26 protein-coding genes, 1 tRNA gene, 1 pseudogene and 1 riboswitch are annotated in these 23,500 nt (G+C 70.6%); of the genes and pseudogenes, 14 read left to right on the top strand and 14 right to left on the bottom strand.

Annotated features, from left to right (window positions below; all coding sequences use genetic code 11):
• Positions 1-137: 137 nt before the first annotated feature.
• Complete coding sequence (locus ACEVFP_RS01680) at positions 138-299, bottom strand: hypothetical protein (RefSeq protein WP_375001615.1); 162 nt, start codon at positions 297-299, stop codon at positions 138-140.
• 57 nt (positions 300-356) lie between these two features.
• Here ACEVFP_RS01680 and ACEVFP_RS01685 point away from each other — a divergent pair, with 57 nt between their 5' ends.
• From ACEVFP_RS01685 to ACEVFP_RS01695, 3 genes are all read left to right on the top strand, one after another.
• Positions 357-1,343, top strand: a complete 987-nt coding sequence (locus tag ACEVFP_RS01685) for a LysR family transcriptional regulator (protein WP_375001616.1) — start codon at positions 357-359, stop codon at positions 1,341-1,343.
• A gap of 100 nt (positions 1,344-1,443) precedes the next feature.
• Positions 1,444-2,067, top strand: a complete 624-nt coding sequence (locus ACEVFP_RS01690) for a ClpP family protease (protein WP_375001617.1) — start codon at positions 1,444-1,446, stop codon at positions 2,065-2,067.
• Positions 2,064-2,657, top strand: coding sequence for a ClpP family protease (locus tag ACEVFP_RS01695; RefSeq protein WP_375001618.1), 594 nt, complete (start codon positions 2,064-2,066; stop codon positions 2,655-2,657). Before ACEVFP_RS01690 ends, ACEVFP_RS01695 begins: the two co-directional genes overlap by 4 nt.
• Here ACEVFP_RS01695 and ACEVFP_RS01700 read toward each other — a convergent pair whose 3' ends face one another.
• From ACEVFP_RS01700 to ACEVFP_RS01715, 4 genes are all read right to left on the bottom strand, one after another.
• The gene (locus tag ACEVFP_RS01700) at positions 2,658-2,984 is read right to left on the bottom strand and encodes a helix-turn-helix domain-containing protein (protein WP_375001619.1); all 327 of its coding nucleotides are present in this window, start codon (positions 2,982-2,984) and stop codon (positions 2,658-2,660) included.
• 91 nt (positions 2,985-3,075) lie between these two features.
• Positions 3,076-3,828, bottom strand: coding sequence for an enoyl-CoA hydratase (locus ACEVFP_RS01705; RefSeq protein ID WP_375001620.1), 753 nt, complete (start codon positions 3,826-3,828; stop codon positions 3,076-3,078).
• A 36-nt stretch (positions 3,829-3,864) separates the two neighbouring features.
• Entirely contained in the window at positions 3,865-4,029 is a 165-nt protein-coding gene (locus ACEVFP_RS01710) for a hypothetical protein (RefSeq protein ID WP_375001621.1), read from the bottom strand.
• 10 nt (positions 4,030-4,039) lie between these two features.
• The gene (locus ACEVFP_RS01715; protein ID WP_375001622.1) at positions 4,040-4,759 is read right to left on the bottom strand and encodes an SGNH/GDSL hydrolase family protein; all 720 of its coding nucleotides are present in this window, start codon (positions 4,757-4,759) and stop codon (positions 4,040-4,042) included.
• 242 nt (positions 4,760-5,001) lie between these two features.
• Between ACEVFP_RS01715 and ilvA the strand changes: the two genes are divergently transcribed.
• A complete protein-coding gene (gene ilvA / locus ACEVFP_RS01720) occupies positions 5,002-6,261 on the top strand; it encodes a threonine ammonia-lyase IlvA (protein WP_375001623.1) in 1,260 nt (419 codons plus the stop codon).
• A gap of 211 nt (positions 6,262-6,472) precedes the next feature.
• Here ilvA and ACEVFP_RS01725 read toward each other — a convergent pair.
• Positions 6,473-6,543, bottom strand: a tRNA-Gly gene (locus ACEVFP_RS01725).
• A 98-nt stretch (positions 6,544-6,641) separates the two neighbouring features.
• On the opposite strand from ACEVFP_RS01725, the gene dcd reads away from it, so the two are divergent.
• The 6 genes from dcd to ACEVFP_RS01755 all read left to right on the top strand — a co-directional run bounded on the left by dcd (position 6,642) and on the right by ACEVFP_RS01755 (position 11,733).
• A complete protein-coding gene (gene dcd, locus ACEVFP_RS01730) occupies positions 6,642-7,217 on the top strand; it encodes a dCTP deaminase (RefSeq protein ID WP_375001624.1) in 576 nt (191 codons plus the stop codon).
• Between the two features lie 5 nt (positions 7,218-7,222).
• Entirely contained in the window at positions 7,223-8,143 is a 921-nt protein-coding gene (locus tag ACEVFP_RS01735) for a pseudouridine-5'-phosphate glycosidase (protein WP_375001625.1), read from the top strand.
• Complete coding sequence (locus ACEVFP_RS01740) at positions 8,140-9,018, top strand: carbohydrate kinase family protein (protein WP_375001626.1); 879 nt, start codon at positions 8,140-8,142, stop codon at positions 9,016-9,018. Before ACEVFP_RS01735 ends, ACEVFP_RS01740 begins: the two co-directional genes overlap by 4 nt.
• Before the next feature lie 139 nt (positions 9,019-9,157).
• Positions 9,158-10,090 carry an ABC transporter ATP-binding protein gene (locus ACEVFP_RS01745; protein WP_375001627.1) on the top strand — a complete coding sequence of 311 codons (933 nt, stop codon included), beginning with the start codon at positions 9,158-9,160 and terminating at the stop codon, positions 10,088-10,090.
• Positions 10,087-10,899 (top strand): ABC transporter permease, encoded by an 813-nt coding sequence (locus tag ACEVFP_RS01750; RefSeq protein ID WP_375001628.1) that lies wholly within the window; start codon positions 10,087-10,089, stop codon positions 10,897-10,899. Before ACEVFP_RS01745 ends, ACEVFP_RS01750 begins: the two co-directional genes overlap by 4 nt.
• Before the next feature lie 87 nt (positions 10,900-10,986).
• The gene (locus ACEVFP_RS01755) at positions 10,987-11,733 is read left to right on the top strand and encodes a hypothetical protein (RefSeq protein WP_375001629.1); all 747 of its coding nucleotides are present in this window, start codon (positions 10,987-10,989) and stop codon (positions 11,731-11,733) included.
• 57 nt (positions 11,734-11,790) lie between these two features.
• Here the strand turns inward: ACEVFP_RS01755 and ACEVFP_RS01760 are convergent, their stop codons facing one another.
• The 8 genes and pseudogenes from ACEVFP_RS01760 to ACEVFP_RS01795 all read right to left on the bottom strand — a co-directional run bounded on the left by ACEVFP_RS01760 (position 11,791) and on the right by ACEVFP_RS01795 (position 19,850).
• On the bottom strand, positions 11,791-12,573 hold the full coding sequence (locus tag ACEVFP_RS01760) for a CocE/NonD family hydrolase C-terminal non-catalytic domain-containing protein (RefSeq protein WP_375003743.1): 783 nt from the start codon (positions 12,571-12,573) through the stop codon (positions 11,791-11,793).
• 49 nt (positions 12,574-12,622) lie between these two features.
• Positions 12,623-13,594, bottom strand: a pseudogene (locus ACEVFP_RS01765) (CocE/NonD family hydrolase); the annotation flags it as partial.
• Positions 13,595-13,705: 111 nt separating this feature from the next.
• Positions 13,706-16,249, bottom strand: coding sequence for a heterodisulfide reductase-related iron-sulfur binding cluster (locus ACEVFP_RS01770; RefSeq protein WP_375001630.1), 2,544 nt, complete (start codon positions 16,247-16,249; stop codon positions 13,706-13,708).
• Between the two features lie 165 nt (positions 16,250-16,414).
• Complete coding sequence (locus tag ACEVFP_RS01775; protein ID WP_375001631.1) at positions 16,415-17,611, bottom strand: MFS transporter; 1,197 nt, start codon at positions 17,609-17,611, stop codon at positions 16,415-16,417.
• A gap of 47 nt (positions 17,612-17,658) precedes the next feature.
• On the bottom strand, positions 17,659-18,114 hold the full coding sequence (locus ACEVFP_RS01780; RefSeq protein WP_375001632.1) for a GNAT family N-acetyltransferase: 456 nt from the start codon (positions 18,112-18,114) through the stop codon (positions 17,659-17,661).
• Entirely contained in the window at positions 18,111-18,656 is a 546-nt protein-coding gene (locus tag ACEVFP_RS01785; protein ID WP_375001633.1) for an NUDIX hydrolase family protein, read from the bottom strand. Before ACEVFP_RS01785 ends, ACEVFP_RS01780 begins: the two co-directional genes overlap by 4 nt.
• A gap of 106 nt (positions 18,657-18,762) precedes the next feature.
• Positions 18,763-19,077 carry a hypothetical protein gene (locus ACEVFP_RS01790; protein ID WP_375001634.1) on the bottom strand — a complete coding sequence of 105 codons (315 nt, stop codon included), beginning with the start codon at positions 19,075-19,077 and terminating at the stop codon, positions 18,763-18,765.
• Positions 19,078-19,187: 110 nt separating this feature from the next.
• On the bottom strand, positions 19,188-19,850 hold the full coding sequence (locus ACEVFP_RS01795) for a GPP34 family phosphoprotein (RefSeq protein WP_375001635.1): 663 nt from the start codon (positions 19,848-19,850) through the stop codon (positions 19,188-19,190).
• A gap of 80 nt (positions 19,851-19,930) precedes the next feature.
• Positions 19,931-20,042, top strand: a riboswitch (TPP riboswitch).
• Between ACEVFP_RS01795 and ACEVFP_RS01800 the strand changes: the two genes are divergently transcribed.
• The 4 genes from ACEVFP_RS01800 (at position 20,032) to ACEVFP_RS01815 (ending at position 23,472) form a co-directional block, all read left to right on the top strand.
• Positions 20,032-20,667 carry an ECF transporter S component gene (locus ACEVFP_RS01800; protein ID WP_375001636.1) on the top strand — a complete coding sequence of 212 codons (636 nt, stop codon included), beginning with the start codon at positions 20,032-20,034 and terminating at the stop codon, positions 20,665-20,667. Its footprint overlaps the riboswitch before it by 11 nt.
• A gap of 3 nt (positions 20,668-20,670) precedes the next feature.
• Complete coding sequence (locus ACEVFP_RS01805; RefSeq protein ID WP_375001637.1) at positions 20,671-22,296, top strand: ATP-binding cassette domain-containing protein; 1,626 nt, start codon at positions 20,671-20,673, stop codon at positions 22,294-22,296.
• Positions 22,293-23,042, top strand: a complete 750-nt coding sequence (locus ACEVFP_RS01810) for a hypothetical protein (protein WP_375001638.1) — start codon at positions 22,293-22,295, stop codon at positions 23,040-23,042. Before ACEVFP_RS01805 ends, ACEVFP_RS01810 begins: the two co-directional genes overlap by 4 nt.
• A complete protein-coding gene (locus ACEVFP_RS01815) occupies positions 22,969-23,472 on the top strand; it encodes a GNAT family N-acetyltransferase (protein ID WP_375001639.1) in 504 nt (167 codons plus the stop codon). The genes ACEVFP_RS01810 and ACEVFP_RS01815 overlap by 74 nt, the downstream gene beginning before the upstream one ends.
• The last annotated feature ends 28 nt before the right edge of the window (positions 23,473-23,500 follow it).

Below are 23,500 nucleotides of genomic sequence, written 5' to 3' on the forward strand. Positions count from 1 at the left end.
AGTGCTACCGGCTGGTAACCAGTATCCGCCTCGGACGGCCGACAGACAAGTCCGAGTGAGCATCGGTGCAGGTGAGCCGTGTCTCCCAGCTGGCCACGAGATCGAACGGCGGCGTCGGGAGGAGCCGACGCCCGCGGTCAGAACCGCTGGATGGTGGCGACGCGGTGCAGGCCGTCGGTGGCGACGAGCCTGGTGGTGTTGACGGTGCCGATGGCGAGCGCTGCGACGCCGAGGATCGAGAGAGCGATCATGAGGGCCTCCTTGGGGTGCTGGAGCGGGTGGGACTCCTCCATGGTCACGACAGAAACCGTCAAGGACAAGCGAAGAGAACTTCATTCGATATGTAGCATTGCTACATGGACGTGCGACGACTCGGGATTCTCAGGGAGTTGGGCGAGCGGGGCTCCGTCGGCGCGACGGCCGATGCGATGAAGATCACCCCCTCGGCGGTCTCCCAGCAGCTCAAGACGCTGGAACGCGAGGCCGGATACCGACTCGTGGAACCGGCCGGGCGAGGCGTCGTCCTCACCGAGGCGGGTCGTGCGCTCGCCCGGACGGCCACCGAGATCGCCACCGCCATCGAGCGTGCCGAGGGAGCCTGGCGCGAGTTCATGGCCCAACCCGCGGGTCGCGTCACGCTGACCACCTTCCCGACCGGGGCGGAGATGCTCCTGCCCGGCGTCCTGACCCGCGTCGCCGATCTCACCGCCGGTGTTGTCGGCCGCCCGGGGCCCGGCACCCCCGGCGGTGTTGTCGGCCGCCCGGGGCCCGGCACCCCCGCCTTGGAGCTGGAGTGCTCCGACGTGGAGGTGACCGGCGACTACGGCGAGCTCACCACCGACCACGACGTCGTGGTCTCCGACACCCCGGCCACCTCGTCGACCTGGCACGAGCGCGGTCTGCAGGTGGTGCCGCTGATGACCGAGCCGCTCGACGTCGCAGTACCGCAGGACCACCCGCTCGCCGCGCGCAGGACCCTCTCGCCCAAGGACGTCGCCGACGAGCCCTGGATCGGCGTCCCCCAGGGCCAACCCTTCGACCAGGTGCTGGAGAAGGTCGTCGCGGCCACCGGTGAACCCGTGCGGGTGGTGCAGCGCTTCGCCAACAACGGGGTCGTCGAGGCCATGGTGGCCGGCGGGCACGGACTGGCCATCCTGCCCCGGTTCACCACCCGCGTGCACAGCAACGGCCTGGTCACCAAGCCCCTCACCGGGGTACGCGCCCAGCGCGAGATCTCCGCGCTGCTGCGCCCGGACCGGTACGAGCGTCCATCGGTACGGCTCGTGCTGGAGGCCCTGCAGGCCGAGGCGCAGGCCGTCGCCGACGCCCACGGCGCTGCCTGAGCCACTCGCGAGAGAGCCGTTCCCACCCATCTGCTGAGCGCGGATCTGCTCCCGGCAGCACCCCCTGGGATCGACGCGCGCAGTGGGCCACGCTCGAGCCATGACACAAGACGAGCAACCACCGGCCCTCGGGCGTCGCACCAAGGAAGACCTGCTTGGCCAACGCATCCTGATGCTCGACACGGCACTGGACGACGAGATCGGCGCGATGCTGTGCGCACAGATCGTCACCCTGTCGGCACAGGACCCGACGACGGACGTCGCGTTGTGGATCAACTCCCCGGGCGGCTCGGTGTCGGCGATGCTCGCCATCCACGACACGATGAACCTGGTGCCCAACGACGTCGTCACCGTCGCGCTCGGCATGGCATACAGCGCCGGGCAGTTCCTGCTCACCGTCGGGACTCCGGGCCGGCGGTACGCGCTCCCGCACGCGCAGGTGTTGTTGCACCAGGGGTCAGCCGGCATCGGCGGCAGCGCGCCCGACATCGAGCTCCAGGCCGACGTCCTGCGCCGCACCCGGGACACCGTCCTGGCCATCACGGCCGAACGGACCGGTCAGAGCATCGAGCGGATCTTCGAGGACTCCCAGCGCGACCACACGTTCACGGCAGCGGAGTCCCTCGAGTACGGCTTCGTGGACCACGTCGTCGACGACCTCGCCAGCGTGCGTCCGTCACCGGGGCGCCGACCCGGCCTGCACCCGGACAAGGCGGCGCGATGAGCACGTACACGATCCCGAACGTCGTGAGCCGCACGCCGCGCGGCGAGAAGGTCATGGACGTCTACAGCCGGTTGCTCGAGGAGCGGATCGTCTACCTGGGGACCGAGATCGACGACGGGGTCGCGAACGCCCTGATCGCGCAGGTCCTGCACCTGGAGTCCGAGAGCCGAGAGCTGCCGGTCAACCTCTACCTGAACTCCGCCGGCGGGTCAGTCAGCGCCACGTTCGCGCTCTACGACACGATCCGCTACTGCCGCGCTCCTGTGGAGACGACGTGCGTAGGCCAGGCGTTCGGCCCCACGGCGCTGCTGCTCGCGGCAGGGGCCCCGGGTCGCCGCACCGTCCTGCCGCACGCCCGCGTACTCCTGCACCAGCCGTCGGGCCAGGGGCGGGGCACGATCCCCGACCTCGTGCTGGCCGCCGACGAGGTGCTACGGGTGCGCGAGGAGCTGGAGCAGGCCCTCAGCCTGCACACGGGGCAGGACGTCGACGCACTGCGACGGGACACCGACCGTGACCGGATCCTGCGCGGCAGCGAGATCGTCGACTACGGGCTGGCTGACGAGGTCATCGCCGAGCGCCCCGGCTGATCACACGACGAGGGCCAGCGGACCCTGTGGCGCGCCGGTGCGTCGCTGACTGCCCAGGTCTCGGGTGATGACGGTCGTGAGGTCCAACAGGGTCAGGTCGAGCGCCCCGGTGACCGCCGCCAGGATCTCCGACGAGGGATCCTTCAGCCCGCGCTCGATCTCGGACAGGTACTGCGTGGAGATGCCCGCACGTTCGGCGACCTCGCCGAGCGTCCTGCGGTGCTCGTGTCGGCGGCGTCGGAGCTGCTCGCCCACCGCCTCGCGCCACAACGGTTCGGGTGCCGGCGGTGAGCTCGGACGGTCCGGCATGCGAAGAAGTTCGCCCATGACCCGACCCTAGACGGATCGAGGAGGATCGTCTGCCCCGATCCGCTCTGAGCGTAATCCGTCGGCCCTTGACCGGGCAGCTCCCGATCGCTCAGCTCTTGGCGAAGCGCGCGGCGAAGGCCTCGAACTCGGGACTGGACAGCGACTTGGCCTGGGCCGTGGCCTCGAAGTCCAGGGAGGTGGCCAGGTCGGTCTGCGAGGCGATGGCGACCGACTGCTTGATGTCGGCCATGAGCGCCGGGTTGCGCTCGGCGTAGCCGGTGGCGAGCTCGCGGGCCCGTGCCCCCGGGTCCTCGACGAGCTCCTGCGCGATCCCCAGCCGCAGCGCCTCCTCGCCACCGATGATGTCGCCCGCGTAGAGCGCGGCCGCGGTGTTGGCGGCCCCGATCCGCTGGGTCAGCATCCAGGTGCAGCCGCCCCCGGGGTGCAGGCCGATCTGGGAGAACGTCGGCCCGAAGCCGGCGCGAGGTCCGGCCACGATGACGTCGCACGCCAGGGCGATGTTGAGCCCCGCGCCCACCGCCGGCCCCTGCACGGCAGCGACGGTCGCGATGGTGAGGTCGCGCAGACCGAGGAACGAGCCGTAGACCTTCATGAGGTGCTCGCGGAGCTCGGGGACCGGACGGGTGCGGTCACCGAACAGGTTCTCCAGGTTGGCTCCTGCGCAGAACGCCTTGCCCTCGCCGCGGACCACGAGCGCGCGAGCCTCGGTGTCGTCGGCGACGGACCCGATGGCGGCTCGCAGCTCATCGAGCAACGGCCAGTCGAGCGCGTTGCGACGCTCCGGCGCGTTCAGGGTGATGGTGCGGACAGGGCCGTCGGACTCGAGCAGGACGAGGGACATGGTCCGCACGCTACCGCTGCGCCCGGGCCGGTGGCGTCAGGAGTCGTCGGTCTCGTCCTGGGGTGCACCGCGACGTCCCCAGAGGATGCCGGCCATGATGCCGAACGCCGCACCGAAGCCGGTGATGGTGGGATCCGCGAACACGATCGAGAGGGCGGCACCCACGCCGATACCGATGGCGATCCACGCTGCGAAGCTCATCAGCTCATCATCACACGGCGGGTGCCCGCAGGGCGTGCCGCACGATGTCGGCCATCGCCGCATACCCTGCGTCGTTGGGGTGGAAGCGGTCCGCGGCCAACCGCCCCTTCCAGGTGCGCATGTCGGGCACCCGGAACTCCGCGATGCGGATCCGTCCCGCCGCAGCCGCGTCGTCGATCGCGTGGTTGACCATGAGCGCAGCGCCCTGGGCGCCTGGCTGGGTGGTCACGAGCGTGCCGCGTGGGACCCGGTGCAGCAGGTCGGCCATGGCGGTGGAGATCTCACCTCGCCCACGGCGACTGTTCATGTCGTTGCTGCCGATCATCAGCGTCACCAGCGCGGGCTTGTTGCGACAGGCGACCGCGAGGTCCTCCAGGGCCGGGAGCTGACGATCCAGCACGTCGACGATGCGGGCGCCGTTGAAGGAGAAGTTCACTCTGGGCAGTGGGACGTCGTCCTGGAGCTGGCCCACCCAGCCGCGGTCTGGTGCGCTGGCGCCGATGCCCTGCGACATCGAGTCGCCCAGCACGGCCCACCACCGTGCGCCGGCCGCCACCCGGCGCACGTTCTCGGCGTTGCGTTCCTCCCACGCTCGTGCGTAGGGCTCGACGTGCTCCTGCACCTCCCGCACCCCCGACAGGAACCGGGCCAGCAGGGAGACCAGACGCCCCGGAGGCCGGCCACTGAGGTTGGAGTAGCTGAAGGAGACGGCACCAGCGTCGTCGGGCATGGACCCAGCGTGCCAGTGGTCGGTGCTGCGCGCAGGCCTGCGGGTAGACGGGTGGGCAGGCCTGTGTGAGATGACGCCGGTGCGGCCGGAGCGGGACATCGTCTGACACCACCCGGTCAGCCCCGGCAGGTTTCGGCCGTCCTGTCCCGTCGCGGCGTCCGGATCGCGGTCCGCCGGAAGCGGGTCGGACGCGACGGACGATGATGGGCGGTCGGACGTCACATCGAGCACGAGCAGGAGTCATGACGAGCAACCTCACTGATGTCGCGACAGCGATCGAGCAGGCCGCCGAGCGCCTGCACGGCATCGTCGCGTCGACGCCTCTGGAACGTCATCCACGGCTCTCGGACCTGACCGGTGCGCAGGTCTGGCTCAAGCGCGAGGACCTGCAGCCGGTGCGGTCGTACAAGATGCGGGGTGCCTACAACTTCATCTCCCAGCTCGATGACGCGCAGCGTGCCGCCGGGGTCGTCACGGCCAGCGCAGGCAACCATGCGCAGGGCGTCGCGTACGCGTGCGCGACACTGGGCATCCGGGGCCGCATCCATCTGCCCAGCGGGACCCAGCGGCAGAAGCGTGAGCGGATCGCTGCGATCGGTGGCGAGTGGGTCGAGGCCGTCCTCGGTGGGGCGACGTACGACGAGGTCTTCGGCGCGGCCCTCGACGACGCGGCGTCCAGCGGCGCGACGCTCGTCCCCGCGTTCGACGATCCGCGGATCATCGCCGGGCAGGGGACTGTCGTCCGTGAGGTCATGCAGCAGCTGGGCAGGGCGCCCGACGTCGTGGTGCTGCCGGTCGGGGGCGGTGGGCTACTGGCCGGCACGGTCGCGTGGCTGCGCACGCACCACCCGCAGACACGCATCGTCGGTGTGGAGCCGGCCGGGTCGGCCAACGTGGCTGCCGCACTCGCGGCCGGAGGTCCCGTGACACTGGAGGCGATCGACACCTTCGTCGACGGTGCATCGGTGCGTCGGGCGGGTGATCACACGACCGCCGTCGTGATCGAGGGCCGTCCGGAGCTGGTCGCCGAGCCCGAGGGGTCGGTGTGCCGCGAGATGCTCGCGCTGTACCAGTCCGACGGGATCATCGCCGAGCCCGCGGGCGCGTTGGCCGCGGCTGCGCTCGCTCGTGGAACGGTCGTCGTCGAGCCGGGCCAGGACGTCGTGTGCGTGCTGTCCGGCGGCAACAACGATGTGAGCCGGTACGCCGAGGTGGTCGAACGGGCGCTCGTGCACGAGGGTCGCAAGCACTACTTCCTCGTCGACTTCCCGCAGGAGCCCGGTGCCTTGCGCCAGTTCCTCGACGAGGTGCTGGGCCCAGACGACGACATCTCGCTGTTCGAGTACGTCAAGCGCAGCAACCGTGAGGTCGGGCCGGCGCTCGTCGGCATCGAGCTCGCCCGAGCCGACGACCTCGGGGGCTTGCTGGCCCGCATGGAGGAGGCGCCACCGAAGATCGAGAAGATCGACAGCGAGAGCCCACTGTTCCGCTTCCTGCTGTGAGCGAGGTTGGCCTCGCTGCGCTCGGAGCCGATGACGGGATCCCTCGGTGCGCGCTTCGCGCGGGGCTGGTGGGGCCCACTCGATTCCCGTCACCGGGGCAGACGCCTTCGGCGTGTAGAGCCGATGACGGGATCCCTCGGTGCGCGCTTCGCGCGGGGCTGGTGGGGCCCACTCGATTCCCGTCACCGGGGCAGACGCCTTCGGCGTGTAGAGCCGATGACGGGAATCGAACCCGCGTGTCCAGCTTGGGAAGCTGGCGCTCTGCCATTGAGCTACACCGGCGTGGTGGCCACCACTGTAACGCCATCACCGAACCGGCCGAGGACGGGCCGTTGCCGGGGTCACACCACTCGCCCCTCACCGTGTCCTAGGGTTTGACCGTGCTCCTCTCCGACCGTGACATCCTCGCCGAGCTCGACGCCGGAAGGGTCCAGCTCGACCCACTCGAGCGGGGCATGATCCAGCCCTCCAGCATCGACGTCCGGCTGGACAAGTTCTTCCGGATCTTCGACAACCACAAGTACCCGCACATCGACCCGGCCGCCGACCAGTCCGACCTCACCAGACCGGTCGAGGTCAGCGGCGACGAGACGTTCGTGCTGCACCCGGGCGAGTTCGTGCTCGGCTCGACGTACGAGACCGTCACCCTGCCCGACGACGTCGCCGCCAGGCTCGAGGGCAAGTCGTCGCTCGGACGCCTCGGCCTGCTGACGCACTCCACGGCCGGGTTCATCGACCCCGGCTTCTCCGGCCACGTCACCCTCGAGCTCGCCAACGTCGCCACGCTGCCGATCAAGCTCTACCCCGGCATGAAGATCGGCCAGCTGTGCTTCTTCCGGCTCAGCTCGCCGGCCGACCATCCGTACGGCTCGCAGAAGTACGGCTCCCGGTACCAGGGCCAGCGCGGGCCGACGGCCTCCCGCTCACACGCCAAGTTCCACCAGACCAGCATCTGAGTGCCATGAGCACCCTGAGCGATGCCCCACTCACGGTCAGCCCCGAGGTCGCCGACGCACTCTCCTCAGGAACCCCCGTCGTCGCGCTGGAGTCGACCATCATCTCCCACGGGCTGCCCAAGTCCGAGGCCCTCGGCGCGGCACGCCGCTTCGAGCAGATCCTCCGCGAGCGCGACGTCGTCCCGGCGACGATCGCCGTCCTCGACGGCCGGCTCAAGGCCGGACTGAGTGACGACGAGCTCGAGCGCGTCGCCACCGAGGAGCTGCCCAAGCTCAGCGTCCGCGACCTCCCGGTGACGCTCGGCCGCAGCGGCAGTGGTGCCACCACCGTCGCCTCGACGTCGTTCATCGCCGACCAGGCCGGGATCCGCGTCTTCGCCACCGGCGGGCTCGGTGGCGTGCACCGCGGCGCCCACCAGACCTTCGATGAGTCCGCGGATCTCACCGTCCTGTCCAAGGTCCCGATCACTGTCGTCTCGGCCGGGGTCAAGTCGATCCTGGACATCCCCGCCACCCTCGAGCGCCTCGAGAGCCTCGGCGTCATCGTCCTCGGCTACGGCACCGACGAGTTCCCCGGCTTCTGGCTGACGTCCTCCGGACAGCCACTGGACTGGTCGGTGCCGGACGCGCCAGCCGTCGCCGCCGTCATGGAGTCACGCGAGCAGCTGGAGATGTGCGAGGCGATCCTCGTCGCCAACCCGCTGCCCATCGAGGAGCAGCTCGATCCCGACGTCCATGACCGAGCGTTGTCCGAAGCCCTGCGGCGGGCTGAGGAGAAGCAGGTCGAGGGCAAGGACGTCACGCCGTTCCTGCTCAGCACGATCGTCGAGCTGACCGGGGGCGAGAGCCTGGCGGTCAACCTCAAGATCGCGGAGAACAACATCAGCGTGGGCGCGGACATCGCCCACGCCTGGGCGAGGCAGTGACGCGGGTCCTCGTCCTCGGCGACGTCGTCGACGACATCAGCGTCCGCTCGCTCGAGGCCACCACGGAGGCGAGCGACACGAACGCGGAGATCCGCCTGCGCCCCGGCGGTTCTGCAGCCAACGTCGCCGCGTGGCTCGGCCACCTCGGCACCGAGGTGACCTTCGTGGGCCGGGTCGGGGCCGACGCCGTGAACCGGCACGAGAAGGCGCTTGCCGCACACGGGGTACGTGCGCACCTGGCCGCCGATCCCGACCTGCCGACCGCCACGATCCTGCTGCACATCGACGACTCCGGCGAGCGCACCATGTTCGTGGACCGCGGTGCCAACACCGCACTGACCGCCGCGGACGTCCCCGAGCAGGCCTGGGACGACGTCGGCTGGGTGCACCTGACGGGCTACAGCTACTTCGACCCGGCGACGCGACCCGTCGCCCGCATGGTCGTCGAGCAGGCCAAGCAGCGCGGGGCCGGCGTGAGCGTCGACCCCAGCACGGTCTCCTTCCTGCGGACCTGTGGCGGAGCGGCGTTCCTGGAGTGGATCGACGGGGTCGACCTGGTCCTGCCGAACCTCGAGGAGGCCCGGGTGCTCGTCGACGCCCGAGGCCCGCACGTCGACCTCGACGCCCTCGCTGAGCGGGTTCCGCACGTGGTGGTGACGTTGGGCCGAATGGGCGCGGCCTACGTCAGTGCCGCCGTGCGCGAGCAGGTGACGGCACCTCGGGTCGACGTCGTGGACACCACCGGTGCCGGCGATGCGTTCGCCGCCGGGTTCCTCGGCGCCTGGGTACCGGGAGCCTCGCCGACCGAGGCCCTGGAGTCCGGCCGAGCGGCGGCCGAGCGGTGCGTCGTCCTGCGAGGCGCACGGCCGAGCTGAAACCCCGTCCGGGCCTGCCCCGGCGACGGCTCAGGGATGACTCAGGGGTCGCTCAGGGCCGTTCCCCGATGCGGTGCAAGATGCTGTCGTCCGAGGCTGGAGCCATGACTTCAGCACCACGCCGGGGCCGGTGGACACGATGATCCACGCCCAGGGACTCACCAAGCGCTACGGCGCCAAGACAGCCGTCGACGGCATCGACTTCACCGTCGAGCCCGGACGGGTGACCGGATTTCTCGGCCCGAACGGCGCCGGCAAGTCCACGACGATGCGGATGATCCTGGGGCTCGACGCCCCGACCAGTGGCAGCGTGACGGTCAACGGGCACGCCTACGCTCGCTCGAGCGCTCCGCTGCGTGAGATCGGCGCGTTGCTCGAGGCGCACGCCGTGCACCCCGGCCGTTCTGCCCGCCAGCACCTGCGCTGGCTCGCGGCCAGCAACGGCATCGCGACCACTCGTGTCGGTGAGGTCCTGGAGCTCGTCGGCCTGGACGCCGTCGGGGCCCAGCGCGCCGGCCGGTTCTCGCTCGGTATGGGGCAGCGGCTCGGCATCGCCGCAGCGCTGCTCGGGGATCCTGGGGTCGTGGTGCTCGACGAGCCGGTGAACGGGCTCGACCCGGAGGGCATCCGCTGGGTGCGTCACCTCGCGCGTCAGCTGGCCGACGAGGGACGCACGGTGTTCGTCTCCAGCCACCTGATGTCGGAGATGGCGCTCATGGCCGACCACCTGATCGTGATCGGGCGCGGCCGGATCCTGGCCGACTGCTCGATGGCATCGTTCATGGCCGACCACGCGGCGTCCTACGTCCGGGTCAAGACTGCTGACCTCGGTGCTGCTCGCGACGTCCTGCTGGACGTCGGCCTCGAAGCCATGCGTCATGACGGCGAGACCGGCTCCGAGCTGCGCCTGCCTGGCAGCGACCCCGCCTTCGTGGGCGAGCTGCTCGGCCGCCGCGGGGTGCTGCTGCACGAGCTGACCCTCGTGCGCTCCTCGCTCGAGGACGCCTTCATGGAGCTCACCGCCGACAGCGTCGAGTACGCCGCCGGAGACCGCGAGGAGGTGGCGGCATGAGCGAGCGCTCCCCTTCGCTGGAGAAGACCGCTGTCTCGGGGCGACGCCCCGGGTTCGGCTCGGCGATGCGGGCCGAGTGGATCAAGCTCACCTCCGTCCGCTCCACCTGGTGGAGCCTGTTCGCGATGGTCGTCCTCGGAGCCGGGCTCACCACCGTGGTGTGTGCCTTCAACGCCGAGTGGCTGGCCAGCGCGGAGGCCGATGAGTCGCCGGGTTCCTTCATCACCTGGGGGATGATGGTCGCCCAGCTGACGGCAGTGGTCCTCGGTGCCCTCGCCGTCACGACCGAGTATGGCACGGGGATGATCCGTTCGACGTTCGCTGCCGTGCCCTCCCGTGGGCGCGTGCTGGCCGCCAAGGCCGTCGTGCTGATGGCGGTGCTGTTCGTCGCCGGCACGGTGACCGCGCTGCTCGGCTACGTCGGTGGCAACTACTTCCTCGATCGTGAGGGGGTCGGCCTGGCGCTCGAGGGTGACGTGGCGCGGTCCATGTACGGAAGCGGGCTCTTCATGGCGGGGCTGGGCCTGTTCTCGGCCGCCGTGGCCTTCCTGGTCCGGCACACTGCCGCGGCCATCAGCCTCGTGCTGGCACTCGTGTTCGTGGTCGGCAACATGACGATGCTCATCCCCGGCAGTGCCGGTGAGTGGATCACCAAGCTGATGCCGGGCAACGCGGGGTCGGTCATCGCGACCCCCGTGGCCTTCAACCCGACACTGCTGGACGCGTGGCCGGGCTTCGGGGTGTTCGTCGCCCAGGCGGGAGTGCTCGTGCTGATCGCGTGGGCGCTGCTGAGGAGTCGCGACGCCTGACGCTCGTTCGTGAGTCCCCGGTGTGCCGGGATCCCGGCGGCGTGCCGGGCCGTGGGCCGCAGACAGCAGCACCGGCACACTGGGGAGGTGACGAACGACGTGGCGGCCCGGCGTGCGAAGCGCCGGGCCACGGTGGCGGTCAGTGTCTTCGTGGTGCTCCTCGGCGGGCTGATGGCCAAGATCGTGCTCGATCCGGAGAGCACCGGCGTCGTCGTCACGTGGGATCCGTCGTCGGTCGCGGACCCCTCCGACGTGCACACTGCCCCCGACGGCGGGCAGTACGCCTTCCTCAGCACCCAACCGGACTCCGACGAGCCTGTCACCTACGACCCGTGCGAGCCGATCGACGTGGTGGTCAACACCCGCACCGGACCTGGCGACGCCCTCGCCGTGGTGGACTCCGCACTCCGGGAGGTCTCGGAGCTGTCCGGCCTGACCTTCCGGCTGGAGGGCGAGACGTCACAGGTTCCGACCACCGACTGGGAGCCCGAGCGCGACGGTGACGCCTGGCAGCCCGTCCTGGTGGCGTGGACCGACCCCGACGAGGTCGACGAGCTGGCCGGAGGTGTGGCCGGCCTGGGCGGGAGCGCCTGGCTCGAGGAGGACGGACAGCGCCGCTACATCACCGGACAGGTCCTGCTCGACGGACCCCAGCTGGCCGCCCTGGGCGAGGAGCAGACTCGTGCCACGGTGCTGCACGAGCTGGCTCACCTCGTGGGACTGGACCACGTGGACGACCGCGGCGAGCTCATGTACCCGACGGGCGGGCGCTTCGAGTGGGGCCCAGGTGACCTCGCCGGGCTCCAGGAGCTCGGGCAGGGTGGCTGTGGTTGAGGGCAGCACCTGACCGTCCTGGTCCGCCGGCTGCTGCTGTGCGGCCCTCGGGAGCGGTCAGGGGACGACGGGGAGGGTGAGTGCCTGGTCCGAGGAACCGGTGGGGATCGCGACCTGGGCGGGAACGAGGCCACCGCGATAGTTGGTCGAGCCGCCGGCCACGACGAGCCGGATGGAGTGACCCTCCGCGAAGCGGTGGACGATGGCCGGCAGCGTCACGGTGAACGGCTGGCCCGCGTCCGGGACCCGCACGGGTGCCACCAGGTCACGGACCACGCTGGCCTTACCGTCAGGGTCGACGTCCTGCACCTTCACGAACAGCACCAGCTTGCCGACGTCGAGCAGCTGCGTCCCCGCGGCCGACGGCGCCGTGACGCGCAGGTCCAGCGTCGGGCTGCCGACGACGTCGACGTTCTCGGTGAGCGCCTCGGTGGTCCAGGTTGCTGCCGTCCCGGGCAGGTCGACCTCCGGCAGGGGCAGGGCCGATCCGAGGACGTCGAGCGGGTCGCTGGAGGTCGGGATGCCGGCGACCGGGGTGAGGAACTGCTGCTTGCCGGCCGCGACGTCCTCCGGTGAGGTGACGAGGTCCCGCCCGGAGAGGTGGTACGTCGTCGGGGTCCCCGGGCGGAAGCTGGAGAAGTCGGCGTAGGCCGGCGTCGCGGGGCCGGTGTACGGCACCCAGTCGCGGAAGATAGGAGAACACCGGCCCGGGGTCCTTGTCCGCCTCGCCCTTGAGGTGGTGGTCGAACCAGTCCAGCGTCCGTTGGGCGAGGTGCTGGGTCTGCGGGTCCGGGTCGTCGAGCTCCAGCTCGCCGGGCGCCATGGGTCCGGAGTGGCCACCGTTGATCCAGACCATGGAGACCTCGGTGCCGCCCCGCTGCAGTGCCTCGAAGGTCGCGATCCCCTCGTTGAGGTTGAACAGCGTGTCCGACTGGCCCTGCATGATGAGGGTCGGCACGCGCACGTCCTCGGCGTAGGAGGCCACCGACCGCTGGCGCAGGTGCTTGGTCGCCGCCGGGTCGACGGTCCCGGTAGCGCCGGCGTTGATGAGTGCCGGGCACACGAACTCCGCGAAGTTGGGGCACCCGACCAGCCGCGACGGGTCCGCAGGCGCGTCGACGAGGCCGGTCGCCACGCCGAGCCCGGCGAAGCCGAGGGCCCACACCAGCTTGGCTGCACCGGGAGTGGTGGTGCTGACCTCGCCTGCACGCGTCTGGGAGGTGTTGTTGGGTGACAACGAGTAGGACAGGTCGTGCCACGTGATGAGCGGGACGATGGTGTCGATGCGCGGGTCGATGGAGGCCGCCGCGTACTGCACCTGCCCGCCGTAGGAGCCGCCGACCATCCCGACCCGAGGGTCATGGGTCGAGGGCGCCCCGTCGTTGTCGACCGCGTCCTTCACGATCACGTCGAGCACCGGGGCGGGCTGCGTGCGGGCGGCGTCGGTGAAGGCGATCCCTTCCTGGCCGCCGAGGTAGCTGACCAGCTGGCTCGCGGCCTTGCCGTCGACGTCAGGGTCGTCGAGCGTGATCTTGCAGCCCGAACCCCCGAAGCCCAGGCCGGAGTAGCTCAGGACCGCGTAGCCCTGCTCGGCGAACCGGCGTCCGATGCCGGCCTGGTCGTCCTTGGATCCGCCGAACCCGTTGGTGGTCAGCAGGGCGGGCACCGGGTCGTCGGCCGTGGCGCCCGCTGGCAGGTAGAGGTCGCCCACGATGTCGCAGGTCTGCTCGTCGTCGGGTCCGACCGTCACCGTGAACCACAGCGGGGTGACCGTGTGGGTCTGGTCGCCGGCCGCGGGGCTGGCGATGAGCGCTGTCGCGCAGGCCACGGTGGCGAGAAGGATCGTGAACGGACGGCGCATGCGAGCTCCCTGAACTGGTACGTGTGCACCAGTTCAACGAGCATCCATCGCGTGCGTCACGCCTCGAGACCACTCCGTGGCCCGGCGACGTGCCACGTCGCCCTGTGACGGTCAGCCGGAGGGCTTGTCCTCGTCGGCAGCGTCGGCCTCGTCGGCATCGGTGGAGGGCGGAACCTCGCCGGTCTCGCCCTCGGCGGTGCCGGCGTGGTCCACGGCGATGTTGTGCTCGGCCGCGACCTCCTGGTCGGCCTCCGTCGAGGACGGGCTGGGATCGTCCTTGACCTCGGTGTCGGCCTCGACCGCGGTCTCCTGAGGCGCCTGGTGGGCATCGGCCGCCGGGGCGGCGTCAGCGGTGTCGGTGATCGAGCCGGGATCGGCCTGGTCGGCAGCATCGGGCTCGGCCTGGGTGCTCGCAGCCGTGCCGGTGGCCTGCTCGGCCTGCGCCACGACGCCCTGCGGAGCTGGCTCGGGTGCACGCTTGACCGAGGCCAGGAGCATCTGCGCGACGTCGAGCACCTCGACCTCCTCGCCGGCCTCGCCCGCGGCCTGCTGGGCGGTGAGCCCGTCGGACAGCATGACGCGGCAGAACGGGCAGCCGACCGCGATCTGCTCGGCGCCGGTGGCCACGGCCTCCTGGGTGCGGTTGACGTTGATGCGCGAGCCCAGCGTCTCCTCCATCCACATGCGGGCGCCGCCGGCGCCGCAGCAGAAGGACTGCTCGGAGTTGCGTGGCATCTCCGCGAAGGTCGCTCCGGGGATGACGTTCAGCAGCTCACGCGGTGCCTCGTAGACCTGGTTGTGCCGGCCCAGGAAGCACGGGTCGTGGTACGTGATCGTCTTGTTCCCCGCGGGATCGGCGGTCCCGTTCGTGGAGGGCGCGACCGGCGTCAGCTTCTTCTCCCGCACCAGCCGGTTCAGGAGCTGCGTGTGGTGCACGACCTCCAGCTCGACGCCGAACTCCGCGTACTCGTTCTTCAGGGTGTTGAAGCAGTGGGCGCACGTGGAGACGACCTTCTTGGCCTTGGTCTCCTTGAGCACCTCGGCGTTCTCCATGGCCAGCTGCATGAAGACGATCTCGTTGCCGGCGCGGCGTGCCGGATCCCCCGTGCACGTCTCGCCGTCGCCGAGGACGGCGAAGTCGACGCCCGCGGTGTTCAGCAGCTCGGCGACGGCCTGGGTGGTCTTCTTGGCGCGGTCCTCGAAGGCGCCGGCGCAGCCGACCCAGAAGAGCCAGTCGACCTCGTCGAGGTCCTCCACGTCCACACCGACCTGCTTGACCTCGAAGTCGAGGTCCTTGGCCCAGTCCATGCGCTGCTTGGGGTTCATGCCCCAGGGGTTCCCCTTGCGTTCCAGGCCCTTGAAGATGTTGTTGAGCTCGGTGGGGAAGTTGGACTCCACGAGCACCTGGAAGCGGCGCATGTCGTCGATGTGGTCGACGTGCTCGATGTCGACGGGGCACTGCTGGACGCAGGCGCCGCAGTTGGTGCACGACCACAGGACGTCGGGGTCGATGACGCCGAACAGGTCCTCGTCGCCGATGAGGGGGCGCTCGAGCTCGGCCTTCTGCTCCTCGGTCAGGGTCTCGGGGTCGGCGTCGAGCAGGGGTGCCTTGGCGTAGGCGTGCTCACGCAGGCCCATCACGAGCAGCTTGGGACTGAGCGGCTTCTCGGTGTTCCACGCCGGGCACTGGCTCTGGCAACGGCCACACTCGGTGCAGGTGGTGAAGTCGAGGATGCCCTTCCAGGAGAAGTCCTCGACCTTGCCCACGCCGAGCTTCTCGAAGTCCTCCTCCTCGAGCTCCTCCATGGCCTCCATGTCCAGGGCCTTGCCACGGATGCGGATGGGCTCCAGGCCGCCGAGGGCGGTGCTGCCGTCGGCGTTGCGCTTGAACCAGATGTTGGGCCACGCGGTGAAGCGGTGCCATGCGACGCCCATCGTCAGGTGGGTCGCGATGACCAGCAGCCAGAGCATCGCCGACGCGATCTTGATCATCGCGATGAAGAAGATGATGTTCTCCAGCGTGCCGATGGACTCAGGACCCGTCGGGTACAGGGCTCCGAAGTACTGCGCGATCGGGAAGTGGAACGCCGTCGCGTACTCGGCCTTCTCGCCACCGTGGGCCAGCAGGAGGTTGTACTCGGCGCCGCGGATGAACAGGATGGCCGAGCTCTCCAGCAGCACCATCACCTCGACGAAGTACGCCTGGCCCATCCGCGATCCGAAGAAGCGGCTCTGGCGCTCGATGCGACGCGGGTGCTTCACCTGGCGGTAGATGATCAGCGGGATGATCGCCAGGGAGCCGAGCAGGCCGAGGGCTTCGGCGGCCCACTCGTAGAGGAAGAAGTGCCCGATGAGCGGCCACACGAACTCGGGGTTGAACAGCTGGAAGAACGCCTGCGCGATCGCCGTGCTGAGCAGCAGGAACGCCGCATAGGCGAACCAGTGCAGGGCGCCGACCCAGGTCCACTGCAGCATGCGCGTGTGGAGGAAGGTCTCCTTGAGCATGTTCACCGTGCGAGCCACGGGCTCGTCCGCGCGGCCTGGGGCAGGCCCTCCGGCACGGATGGTCCTGACCATCTTGCGGACGGCGATTGCCGTCACCGGGATGGTGACGGCTGTGATCGCCAGCGAGACGATGATCGCGACGAGCTGCATGGGGGCCTCAATCCTTCGGCGATGACCGTGACAGTTGGGCTGACATTAACCCCCCGACCTGCATCCTGCGCACTAAGGCAAGCCAAAGGAGTTCAGTGTCACCCTGCACCGTAACCATGAGTTACAGCAGTAGTCGTGGTCACGGGGTGGTGCAAGGAGAGCGTGTCACGAGGACGCTGCGGCGGCACGGCGCGCCACCGGGATGAGAGGGACGGCGAGCAGTGGGAGGACCGCGGCGGCGGCGAACGCCGCGCTGTAGCCCTGCTGGGCGATGACGACGCCGACCAGTGGCGGAACCCCGGCGCTGACGAGGTACTGACCGGTGTTCTGCACCCCGAGCGCCTTGCCGGACCAGTACGGGCCGCCGGTCTCCGCGACGGCCGTGAACGCGAGGCCGTTGTCGGCCACGGTGACGACGGTGGCGACCACCATGAGCGTGATGCCCAGCGCCGTCCCCTCCAGGAGTGCGAGTGCGAGCATCGTCACCGCGGCCGCCACGGCAATAGTGCGCATGGGCCGCATGCGGCTGCCGACGCGGTCCGACCACCAGCCGGCGCCGATGCGCCCGGCGGCGCCCAGCAGCTGGGTGGCGGCGACGAGAGCGCCAGCCGCCGCGGTCGACCAGTCCTTGGCGTCCACGAGCCAGATGAGCATGTACACCCAGACCGTGAACTGCGGAACGACGAGCAGCGCCGAGGCGACGTGGATGCGCAGCAGGCGTCGTGAAGGGTCATGGACGGCGCGGTAGGGGTTGTCGAGCTGGCCGAGCCCCGCCGCCTCGGTGCGGCCCGCCCGCGGTGGGTCGACGACCAGCAGTGCGCAGGCGAGCGTCGCGCCGATGCAGCCGGCCGCCACCACCAGCATCGTCGTCCGAAGGTCGGTCCGTTCGATGAGTGTGGGGACCAGCAGGGCCGCGATACCCACGCCCAGGGGGAGCGCGGTCTGCCGGATGCCCATCGCGGTGCCACGTCGCCTCGGTGGGAACCACCCGACGACGAGCCGGCCGCTCGCGGAGTTCGTGCTCGCCACCCCCAGGCCACCCAGGAAGAACGCCACGGCGAGCGCGACGTAGGAGGTGGTGAAGGCGGCGCCGACGGCAGCCAGCGACACGATGCCCAGGCCCAGCGTCAGGGTCGCGCGCTCACCGACACGGTCGACCACCACGCCCCACAGGACGAGGGAGAGCGTCGTGCCCAGCAGGGGTGCTGACGCCAGCGCACCCGCCTGCGCGAGCGGGACGCCTTCCTGCAGGTGCAGGTACGGGATGAGGAACGGTGCCGCGTTGACGAAGACCGTGCCCGCTGCCTGGCCGACCATGCCGACGGCCAGCATGAGCCAACGGTTCGGTGAGGTCGTACGCACCGTCCCATCCTGCTCCTGTGCCGGGATGCGCCGTCGACCGGTTGCCCCTACAGGTACTTCTTCATCCCCACGTGGCTCGCCAGGTAGCCGAGACGTTGGTAGAAGCGGTGGGCGTCGGCCCGCTCGGAGTTGGACGTGAGCTGCATCCGGGCCACGCCACGGCGTCGCGCCTCGGCCTCGACGTGCGCCATCAGGGCGGCGCCGATGCCCCGACCGCGCAGGGACGCCTCCGTGCGCACCGCCTCCACCTGGCAGTACAGGCCGCCATCGGCGGCCAGCATCCGCATCCAGGTGAGCTGACAGGTCGCGACCACACGTCCGTCGACCTCGCCCACGAGCAGGTCCTGGTTCGGGTCGGCGGTGATCTCGGCGAACGCGGCCCGCTGGCCGGCGGTCACGGTCTCGGGCTCGTCGAAGTAGTGCATCGAGTCCTGACGGGTGAGCTCGAGGATCCGCGACAGGTCGGTGTCCGTGGCCTCCCGCACCACGAGGTCGCGGGTCACGGCAGGGCACCGACGTGGGCGAGCGCCTGCTTGAGCAGGGAGCCGCGTCCGCCCTCGAGCTCGGCGAGCATCTCCGGCGACGCCGCGTCCTCGGGCGTGAGCCAGGTCAGCTCGAGTGCGTCCTGGCGGGGAGCGCAGTCGCCGGTCACGGGCACCACGTGCACGAGGGCCACGGCGTGCTGGCGAGGGTCGTGCAGCGGGGTGACGCCTGGCAGCGGGAAGTACTCCGCGACCGTGAACGGCACGATGGTCGTCGGCAGCTGCGGAAAGGCCGTCGGGCCGAGGTCCTTCTCCAGGTTGCGCAGCAGGGCGTCGCGCACCGACTCCCCGTGCATGACGCGACCGGAGACGAAGGTGCGGTTCATCGCGCCCGTCGTGGCAGAGCCCCGCAGCAGCAGGCCGACGTGCTCGACACGGCCGGTGGCGTCGACGCGGACGGGGATGCCCTCGACGTAGAGGATCGGCACCCGCGAGCGCGTCTCGTCCAACGCGATGTCGGAGAGCCAGCCGGGGTTCGGGTCGGGCGTGCGCACGGATGACATGGCGCCATTGTCACCCACGGCCCCAGGGGGCTCAGGACACGGTCGAGCTGCTGCTCGCTGGAGCGTCAAGAACGGGACGTGCCGACCTCGGCACACGACATCGCTGTCAACAGACCTTGGCGAGGACGCCGCCGCTCTTGCCGCCGATATTGGGGACCGTGACCGTGAAGTCACGCTTGGTCGTCTTGACCCGGTAGCTGTGGCCGGCCGTCACCTTCTTGGTGAAACGAGCGCCGTGGGCGTACTTGCGCGGGTGGTGGATCATCGAGCCGCTCGCTGTCGCCAGCCCCATGTACATCGAGGTGCCGCAGTTGTTGATGACCGTGACGCTGCCGGTGGCCGCCTGTGCCGGTGCAGCACCGACAGCCATGCCAGCCACCAGGACCACGGTGGCTGCCGCAGCTGTGACCTGTCGCTTCATGGAATCTCGTCCCCTTGCGTGAACCGGTGTCGAACAGCATGCTGCCACGGGCGTCTCGGCCCTTGACAGTGAGGGGCCACGGCGCATGCGACCGCGACTGATCTGAGCGGTCAGCTGCCGGACGCCCCGGCAGCCCCCGCGCCGATGACGACCGCCGCCATCGCGGCTTCAGCGGATGCGATGGCCTGGCGGACACCGTCGCTCGCCCAGTCGCCGTCGGCAACCGCCTTGGCCCGGGCCTTGGCCTGCTTCTTGTCCGCCCGCTCCACCACGATGCCGAGCAGGTCCCCGGCGAGCAGCAGCCCGACGAGCGGGCCCGTGGTGTCGTCGGCGGGTAGACCCTGCAGCAGGATCGCGCGAAGGCGCGTCAGCAGGTCGTCGCGGTGGGCGGCATCCAGCAGCTCGTAGCGCTCCAGCCTGACCCCCAGGAACGTCTCCCCCCGGTCATCGACCAGTCCCGCGCGTTCCATCGAGGCCAGGACGGCCCGGCGCTGCTTCTTGCCCAGCCGGGCCACGGCGGACTTCGGCGTCTGACGCCCCTTGTGTCGGATCCGCGCGAACGCCGCCTCGAGCACCGGGTCGGACGCGGGCGAGTGATCGGCCACGACGACGCGAGGCTTGCGCCTCTCCTCCTCGAAGGCGACGTGCCCGAGTGTCGCCAGCTCCAGGAGTGCCGCTCCACCGAGCAGTGGATTGGACTTGGTGGAGGGGATGCGCACCGTGCCCTTCACCGGGTCGAGCGCGATGAGCAGCAGGTCCTGCGAGACGGTCATGGAACCCCACGGTATGCGGGTCCATCCGTCCCCACCACGGGACGGTCGCGACGTGGTCGAGTCTCGCACGGTAGGCTGGCCCTACACGACAGGGGAGCGCCACCCGCAGAGGGCGCTGAGAGTGCGGAGAAGCCGCAGACCCTTGAACCTGCTCCGGTTAGCACCGGCGAAGGGAGTCTCGATGAGTTCTGCATCCCCCACTTCTTCGACACAGTCCACATCAGCCAGGGGTCGCTACCGCACGATCGACCTCGTCACCATCGCCTCGCTCGGCGTCGCCTTCGGCGTCGTCTTCTGGGCCTGGGGCAAGCTCTACGGCGTCATCGACCTCGCAACGGTCGTCGGCTATCCGCCCGCCGGAGGGCTGCTCGCCGGGCCATGGCTCATCGCCGGCGTCGTCGGCGGTCTGATCGTGCGCAAGGCAGGCGCCGCGTTCGCCACCGAGCTGACCGCCGCCGTCGTCTCGATGTTCGTGCTCGGCGGCACCGAGTGGGGCTTCACGGTCTTCTTCTCCGGCGTCGTGCAGGGGCTCGGCGCCGAGCTCGTGCTCCTGGCCTTCGCCTACCGCCGGTGGACCCTGCCGGTCGCGGTCCTCGCCGGCGCGCTGGCCGGCGTGTTCGGCGCGGTCTACGAAGCACTCTTCTACTACTCCGACTGGGACCTGGGGTATCAGCTTGTCTACGGCGTCCTCTTCGCCCTCTCCGGTGCCGTGGTCGCGGGCGGTCTCGGCTGGGCCCTCGTGCGCTCGCTGGCCACCACCGGCGCGCTCGACGCGTTCGGACCCGGACGTGAGGTCCACGACGCCACCTCAGGCTGAGCGGTGTCCACAGCCTTTCCGGGGTCGTCCGCGGAGCCGGTCGCGCCCGTAGGGGCGCGGTTCGAGGGGTTCGGCTGGCGACCGCTGGGCCGCCGTGAGCCCGTCTTCACCGACCTCGACCTCACGATCGAGCCTGGCGAACGTGTGCTGCTCGCCGGGCCCAGCGGCTCCGGCAAGTCGACGCTCCTGCACGCCCTCGTCGGGGCGTTGGGGGAGACCTTTGCGGGGGACCTGACCGGCCATGCCGTCGTCGGCGGGGGTGCCGGGCCTGGGGGCACCTCCCTGCACGGAGCGCAGCGGGGTGCTTGGGGGAGGGCGGCGAAAGATACTGGCGGCCTCGTCGGGCTGGTCGGCCAGAACCCCGGCGACGCGGTCGTCGCCGGACGGATCGGTCGCGACGTCGCCTTCGGGCCGGAGAACCTCGGTCTGCCGCGCCAGGAGATCTGGCGACGGGTCGACGACGCGCTCGCCGCCGTCCGGCTCGCCCACGGGCGTCGCCACCCCACCGATGCGCTCTCGGGTGGCGAGCTGCAGCGCCTGGCCCTCGCGGGCGCGCTCGCCATGCGGCCGGGCCTCATGCTGCTCGATGAGCCGACCTCCATGCTCGACGACGCCAACGCCGCAGCCGTGCGTGCCGGTGTCCTGGACGTGCTCGAGGGCGCCGGCACGACGCTCGTCGTCGTGGAGCACCGCATCGGCCCCTGGCTGGACGTCGTCGACCGGGTGGTCGTGCTCGGGCATGGGGGAGAGATCCGCGCCGACACCGACCCCGTGACGTTCGTGGAGCAGTGGCGCGACGAGCTGGGTGACCTCGGCGTCTGGATGCCCGGACTTCCTGCACCGCAGCCCCAGCCAGTTCCGGCGTCGCTCGTGCAGCCTGACCTCGCACCCGAGCCTCTGCTCGTGCGCGACCTGGGGGTCACGCTCGTTCGTCGATCCCTGCAGGGGTCGGTGAGCACCACCGCGCTCGACGGGCTCCGGGCAGACCTGCACCCGGGCCGCACGCACGCGGTCGTCGGCCCGTCCGGGGCCGGCAAGTCGACGTTCGTCTCCGTGCTCGCCGGACTGCAGGAGCCGAGTCGCGGTGAGGCCGGTGGACGGCACGCGCTGGACTCGCTCGACTTGGCCCGCCACTCCGGCTGGGTCCCACAACAGCCGGAGCTGGGGATCCTGGCCGGCACCGTGGCCGAGGAGGTGGCGTTGACGGCGCAGCAGGCTGGCCGGGACGTCGACGTCGAGGCGGTGCTGGAGCACCTCGGCCTCTCCGCGCTCGCCGAGGCCAACCCGTACCGGCTCTCCGGCGGCGAGCAACGTCGGCTCGCGCTCGCTGCCGCACTGGCCCACCGCCCCGGCACCGTCCTGCTCGACGAACCCACGGTCGGGCAGGACCGGAGCACCTGGGCGGCCGTCGCCGGATGGGCGACGTCGGCCGCCGCTGCGGGAGCGCTGGTCGTCACCGCCACCCACGACGCCGACCTGGTGGCGCTGTCCGACGACGTCCTGCGGCTTGCCGGACCGCCGGCGGCGAAGGGGAGCGCTGGCGGGGGTGCCGGGCCTGGGGGTGCCTCCCAGCGCGCAGCGCAGCAGAGGGCGTGGCCGCGGGCGACAAAGGGAAGGGACCGACGATGAGGACCTGGCTCACGCGGGCGAACCCGCTCGCGCTGCTCGTGGTGGGCGTGGCCTCGGTGCCCGCATCGCTCGCAGTGCGAACCTTGCCGATCGCTCTGGTGACCGTCGGCCTGTACGCCGTCCTCGCCTTCCTGCTCGTGCCGTCGTGGCGCTACGTCCTGCTGTGCCTGGCCTTCGCCCTGTTCGCCGGACTGACCGTCGCCTACTCCACGTGGCGTCTCGGGGGGCGTGACGAGGTGGTGGCTGCGACAGCAGGTCTGCGTATCGTCGTGCTGGCCTGGCCGGGATCCCTGGTGGCCGTGCTCATCGACCCCGCCCGGCTCGGCGACCACCTCGGCCAGAACCTGCGTCTGCCCCCGCGTCCCGTCGTGGCGGTGACCGCGTCGCCGGGGCGTCCTTCGACGCTCCGGTACGCCCGCCGGGGCGGGCCGCCCAGGCCGGGTCCGGCACGCGGGGTCCATGGCTTTCGCGCTGCTGGTCGCATCGCTGCGCTCGGCATCGCGGCGCTCCGTGGCACTCGATTCTCGCGGATTCGCCGCTGCGGCAACGCGCACCTGGGCGGAACCGGCGCCGTGGACGAGGCTCGACGTCGCCGTGGTGGCCGGCGGCCTGACCCTTGCAGCTGTCCCGGTGACGATGCTCGTGCTCGGTTGAATGGTTACGGTGGCGGAGATGATCCGCCTGTCCGAGACTCCGCATCTTCAGGAGCCCACCACTGCCGTGCGCACGTCCTACCTCGTCGGTGAGCAGGCCGACTTGCTCCTCCGCGGCACGGACACCTCCTCCCTTGCGGCCGCGAGCGAGGACTTCGGGCAGTACGTGGCGGAGCGTCGGGGGATCGTCGAACGGTGGGGTGTCCCCTCGGAGGTTTTCTGGTTCGTCTCGGGAGAGATGTACCTCGGCTCACTCGTGCTGCGGCACCGCCTGACCGAGGACGAGGGCGGCGGGCACATCGGGTACCACGTGGTGCAGCCGTGGCAGCGCCAAGGGCATGCCACCCGCATGCTCGGTGAGGCCCTGGTCAAGGCGAAGGACCTCGGACTGGAGCGGGTGCTGCTCACGGTGGCGCCGGACAACGTCGCCTCGCTGCGCGTCGTGCACCGGCACGGCGGCGTTCCCGACGGTCGCAACCACGAGGGCGAGGACCGGTACTGGGTCGAGACCGCACCTCTGTGAGCCGTTGGCGGCACGCGCCGCAGGAGTA

Source organism: Aeromicrobium sp. CTD01-1L150 (assembly GCF_041951745.1).
Taxonomy (GTDB): Bacteria; Actinomycetota; Actinomycetes; order Propionibacteriales; family Nocardioidaceae; genus Aeromicrobium.

Bases quoted from the DNA above. Each gene is read 5' to 3' on its own strand.
- ACEVFP_RS01695 (WP_375001618.1), top strand. From the start codon at position 2,064: ATGAGCACGTACACGATCCCGAACGTCGTGAGCCGCACGCCGCGCGGC.
- ACEVFP_RS01735 (WP_375001625.1), top strand. From the start codon at position 7,223: ATGAGCACCCTGAGCGATGCCCCACTCACGGTCAGCCCCGAGGTCGCC.
- ACEVFP_RS01710 (WP_375001621.1), bottom strand. From the start codon at position 4,029: ATGAGCTTCGCAGCGTGGATCGCCATCGGTATCGGCGTGGGTGCCGCC.
- ACEVFP_RS01795 (WP_375001635.1), bottom strand. From the start codon at position 19,850: ATGACCGTCTCGCAGGACCTGCTGCTCATCGCGCTCGACCCGGTGAAG.
- ACEVFP_RS01690 (WP_375001617.1), top strand. From the start codon at position 1,444: ATGACACAAGACGAGCAACCACCGGCCCTCGGGCGTCGCACCAAGGAA.
- ACEVFP_RS01785 (WP_375001633.1), bottom strand. From the start codon at position 18,656: ATGTCATCCGTGCGCACGCCCGACCCGAACCCCGGCTGGCTCTCCGAC.
- ACEVFP_RS01745 (WP_375001627.1), top strand. From the start codon at position 9,158: ATGATCCACGCCCAGGGACTCACCAAGCGCTACGGCGCCAAGACAGCC.
- ACEVFP_RS01705 (WP_375001620.1), bottom strand. From the start codon at position 3,828: ATGTCCCTCGTCCTGCTCGAGTCCGACGGCCCTGTCCGCACCATCACC.
- ACEVFP_RS01700 (WP_375001619.1), bottom strand. From the start codon at position 2,984: ATGGGCGAACTTCTTCGCATGCCGGACCGTCCGAGCTCACCGCCGGCA.
- ACEVFP_RS01800 (WP_375001636.1), top strand. From the start codon at position 20,032: ATGAGTTCTGCATCCCCCACTTCTTCGACACAGTCCACATCAGCCAGG.
- ACEVFP_RS01790 (WP_375001634.1), bottom strand. From the start codon at position 19,077: ATGAAGCGACAGGTCACAGCTGCGGCAGCCACCGTGGTCCTGGTGGCT.
- ACEVFP_RS01685 (WP_375001616.1), top strand. From the start codon at position 357: ATGGACGTGCGACGACTCGGGATTCTCAGGGAGTTGGGCGAGCGGGGC.
- ACEVFP_RS01770 (WP_375001630.1), bottom strand. From the start codon at position 16,249: ATGCAGCTCGTCGCGATCATCGTCTCGCTGGCGATCACAGCCGTCACC.
- ACEVFP_RS01715 (WP_375001622.1), bottom strand. From the start codon at position 4,759: ATGCCCGACGACGCTGGTGCCGTCTCCTTCAGCTACTCCAACCTCAGT.
- ACEVFP_RS01750 (WP_375001628.1), top strand. From the start codon at position 10,087: ATGAGCGAGCGCTCCCCTTCGCTGGAGAAGACCGCTGTCTCGGGGCGA.
- ACEVFP_RS01815 (WP_375001639.1), top strand. From the start codon at position 22,969: ATGATCCGCCTGTCCGAGACTCCGCATCTTCAGGAGCCCACCACTGCC.
- ACEVFP_RS01810 (WP_375001638.1), top strand. From the start codon at position 22,293: ATGAGGACCTGGCTCACGCGGGCGAACCCGCTCGCGCTGCTCGTGGTG.
- ilvA (WP_375001623.1), top strand. From the start codon at position 5,002: ATGACGAGCAACCTCACTGATGTCGCGACAGCGATCGAGCAGGCCGCC.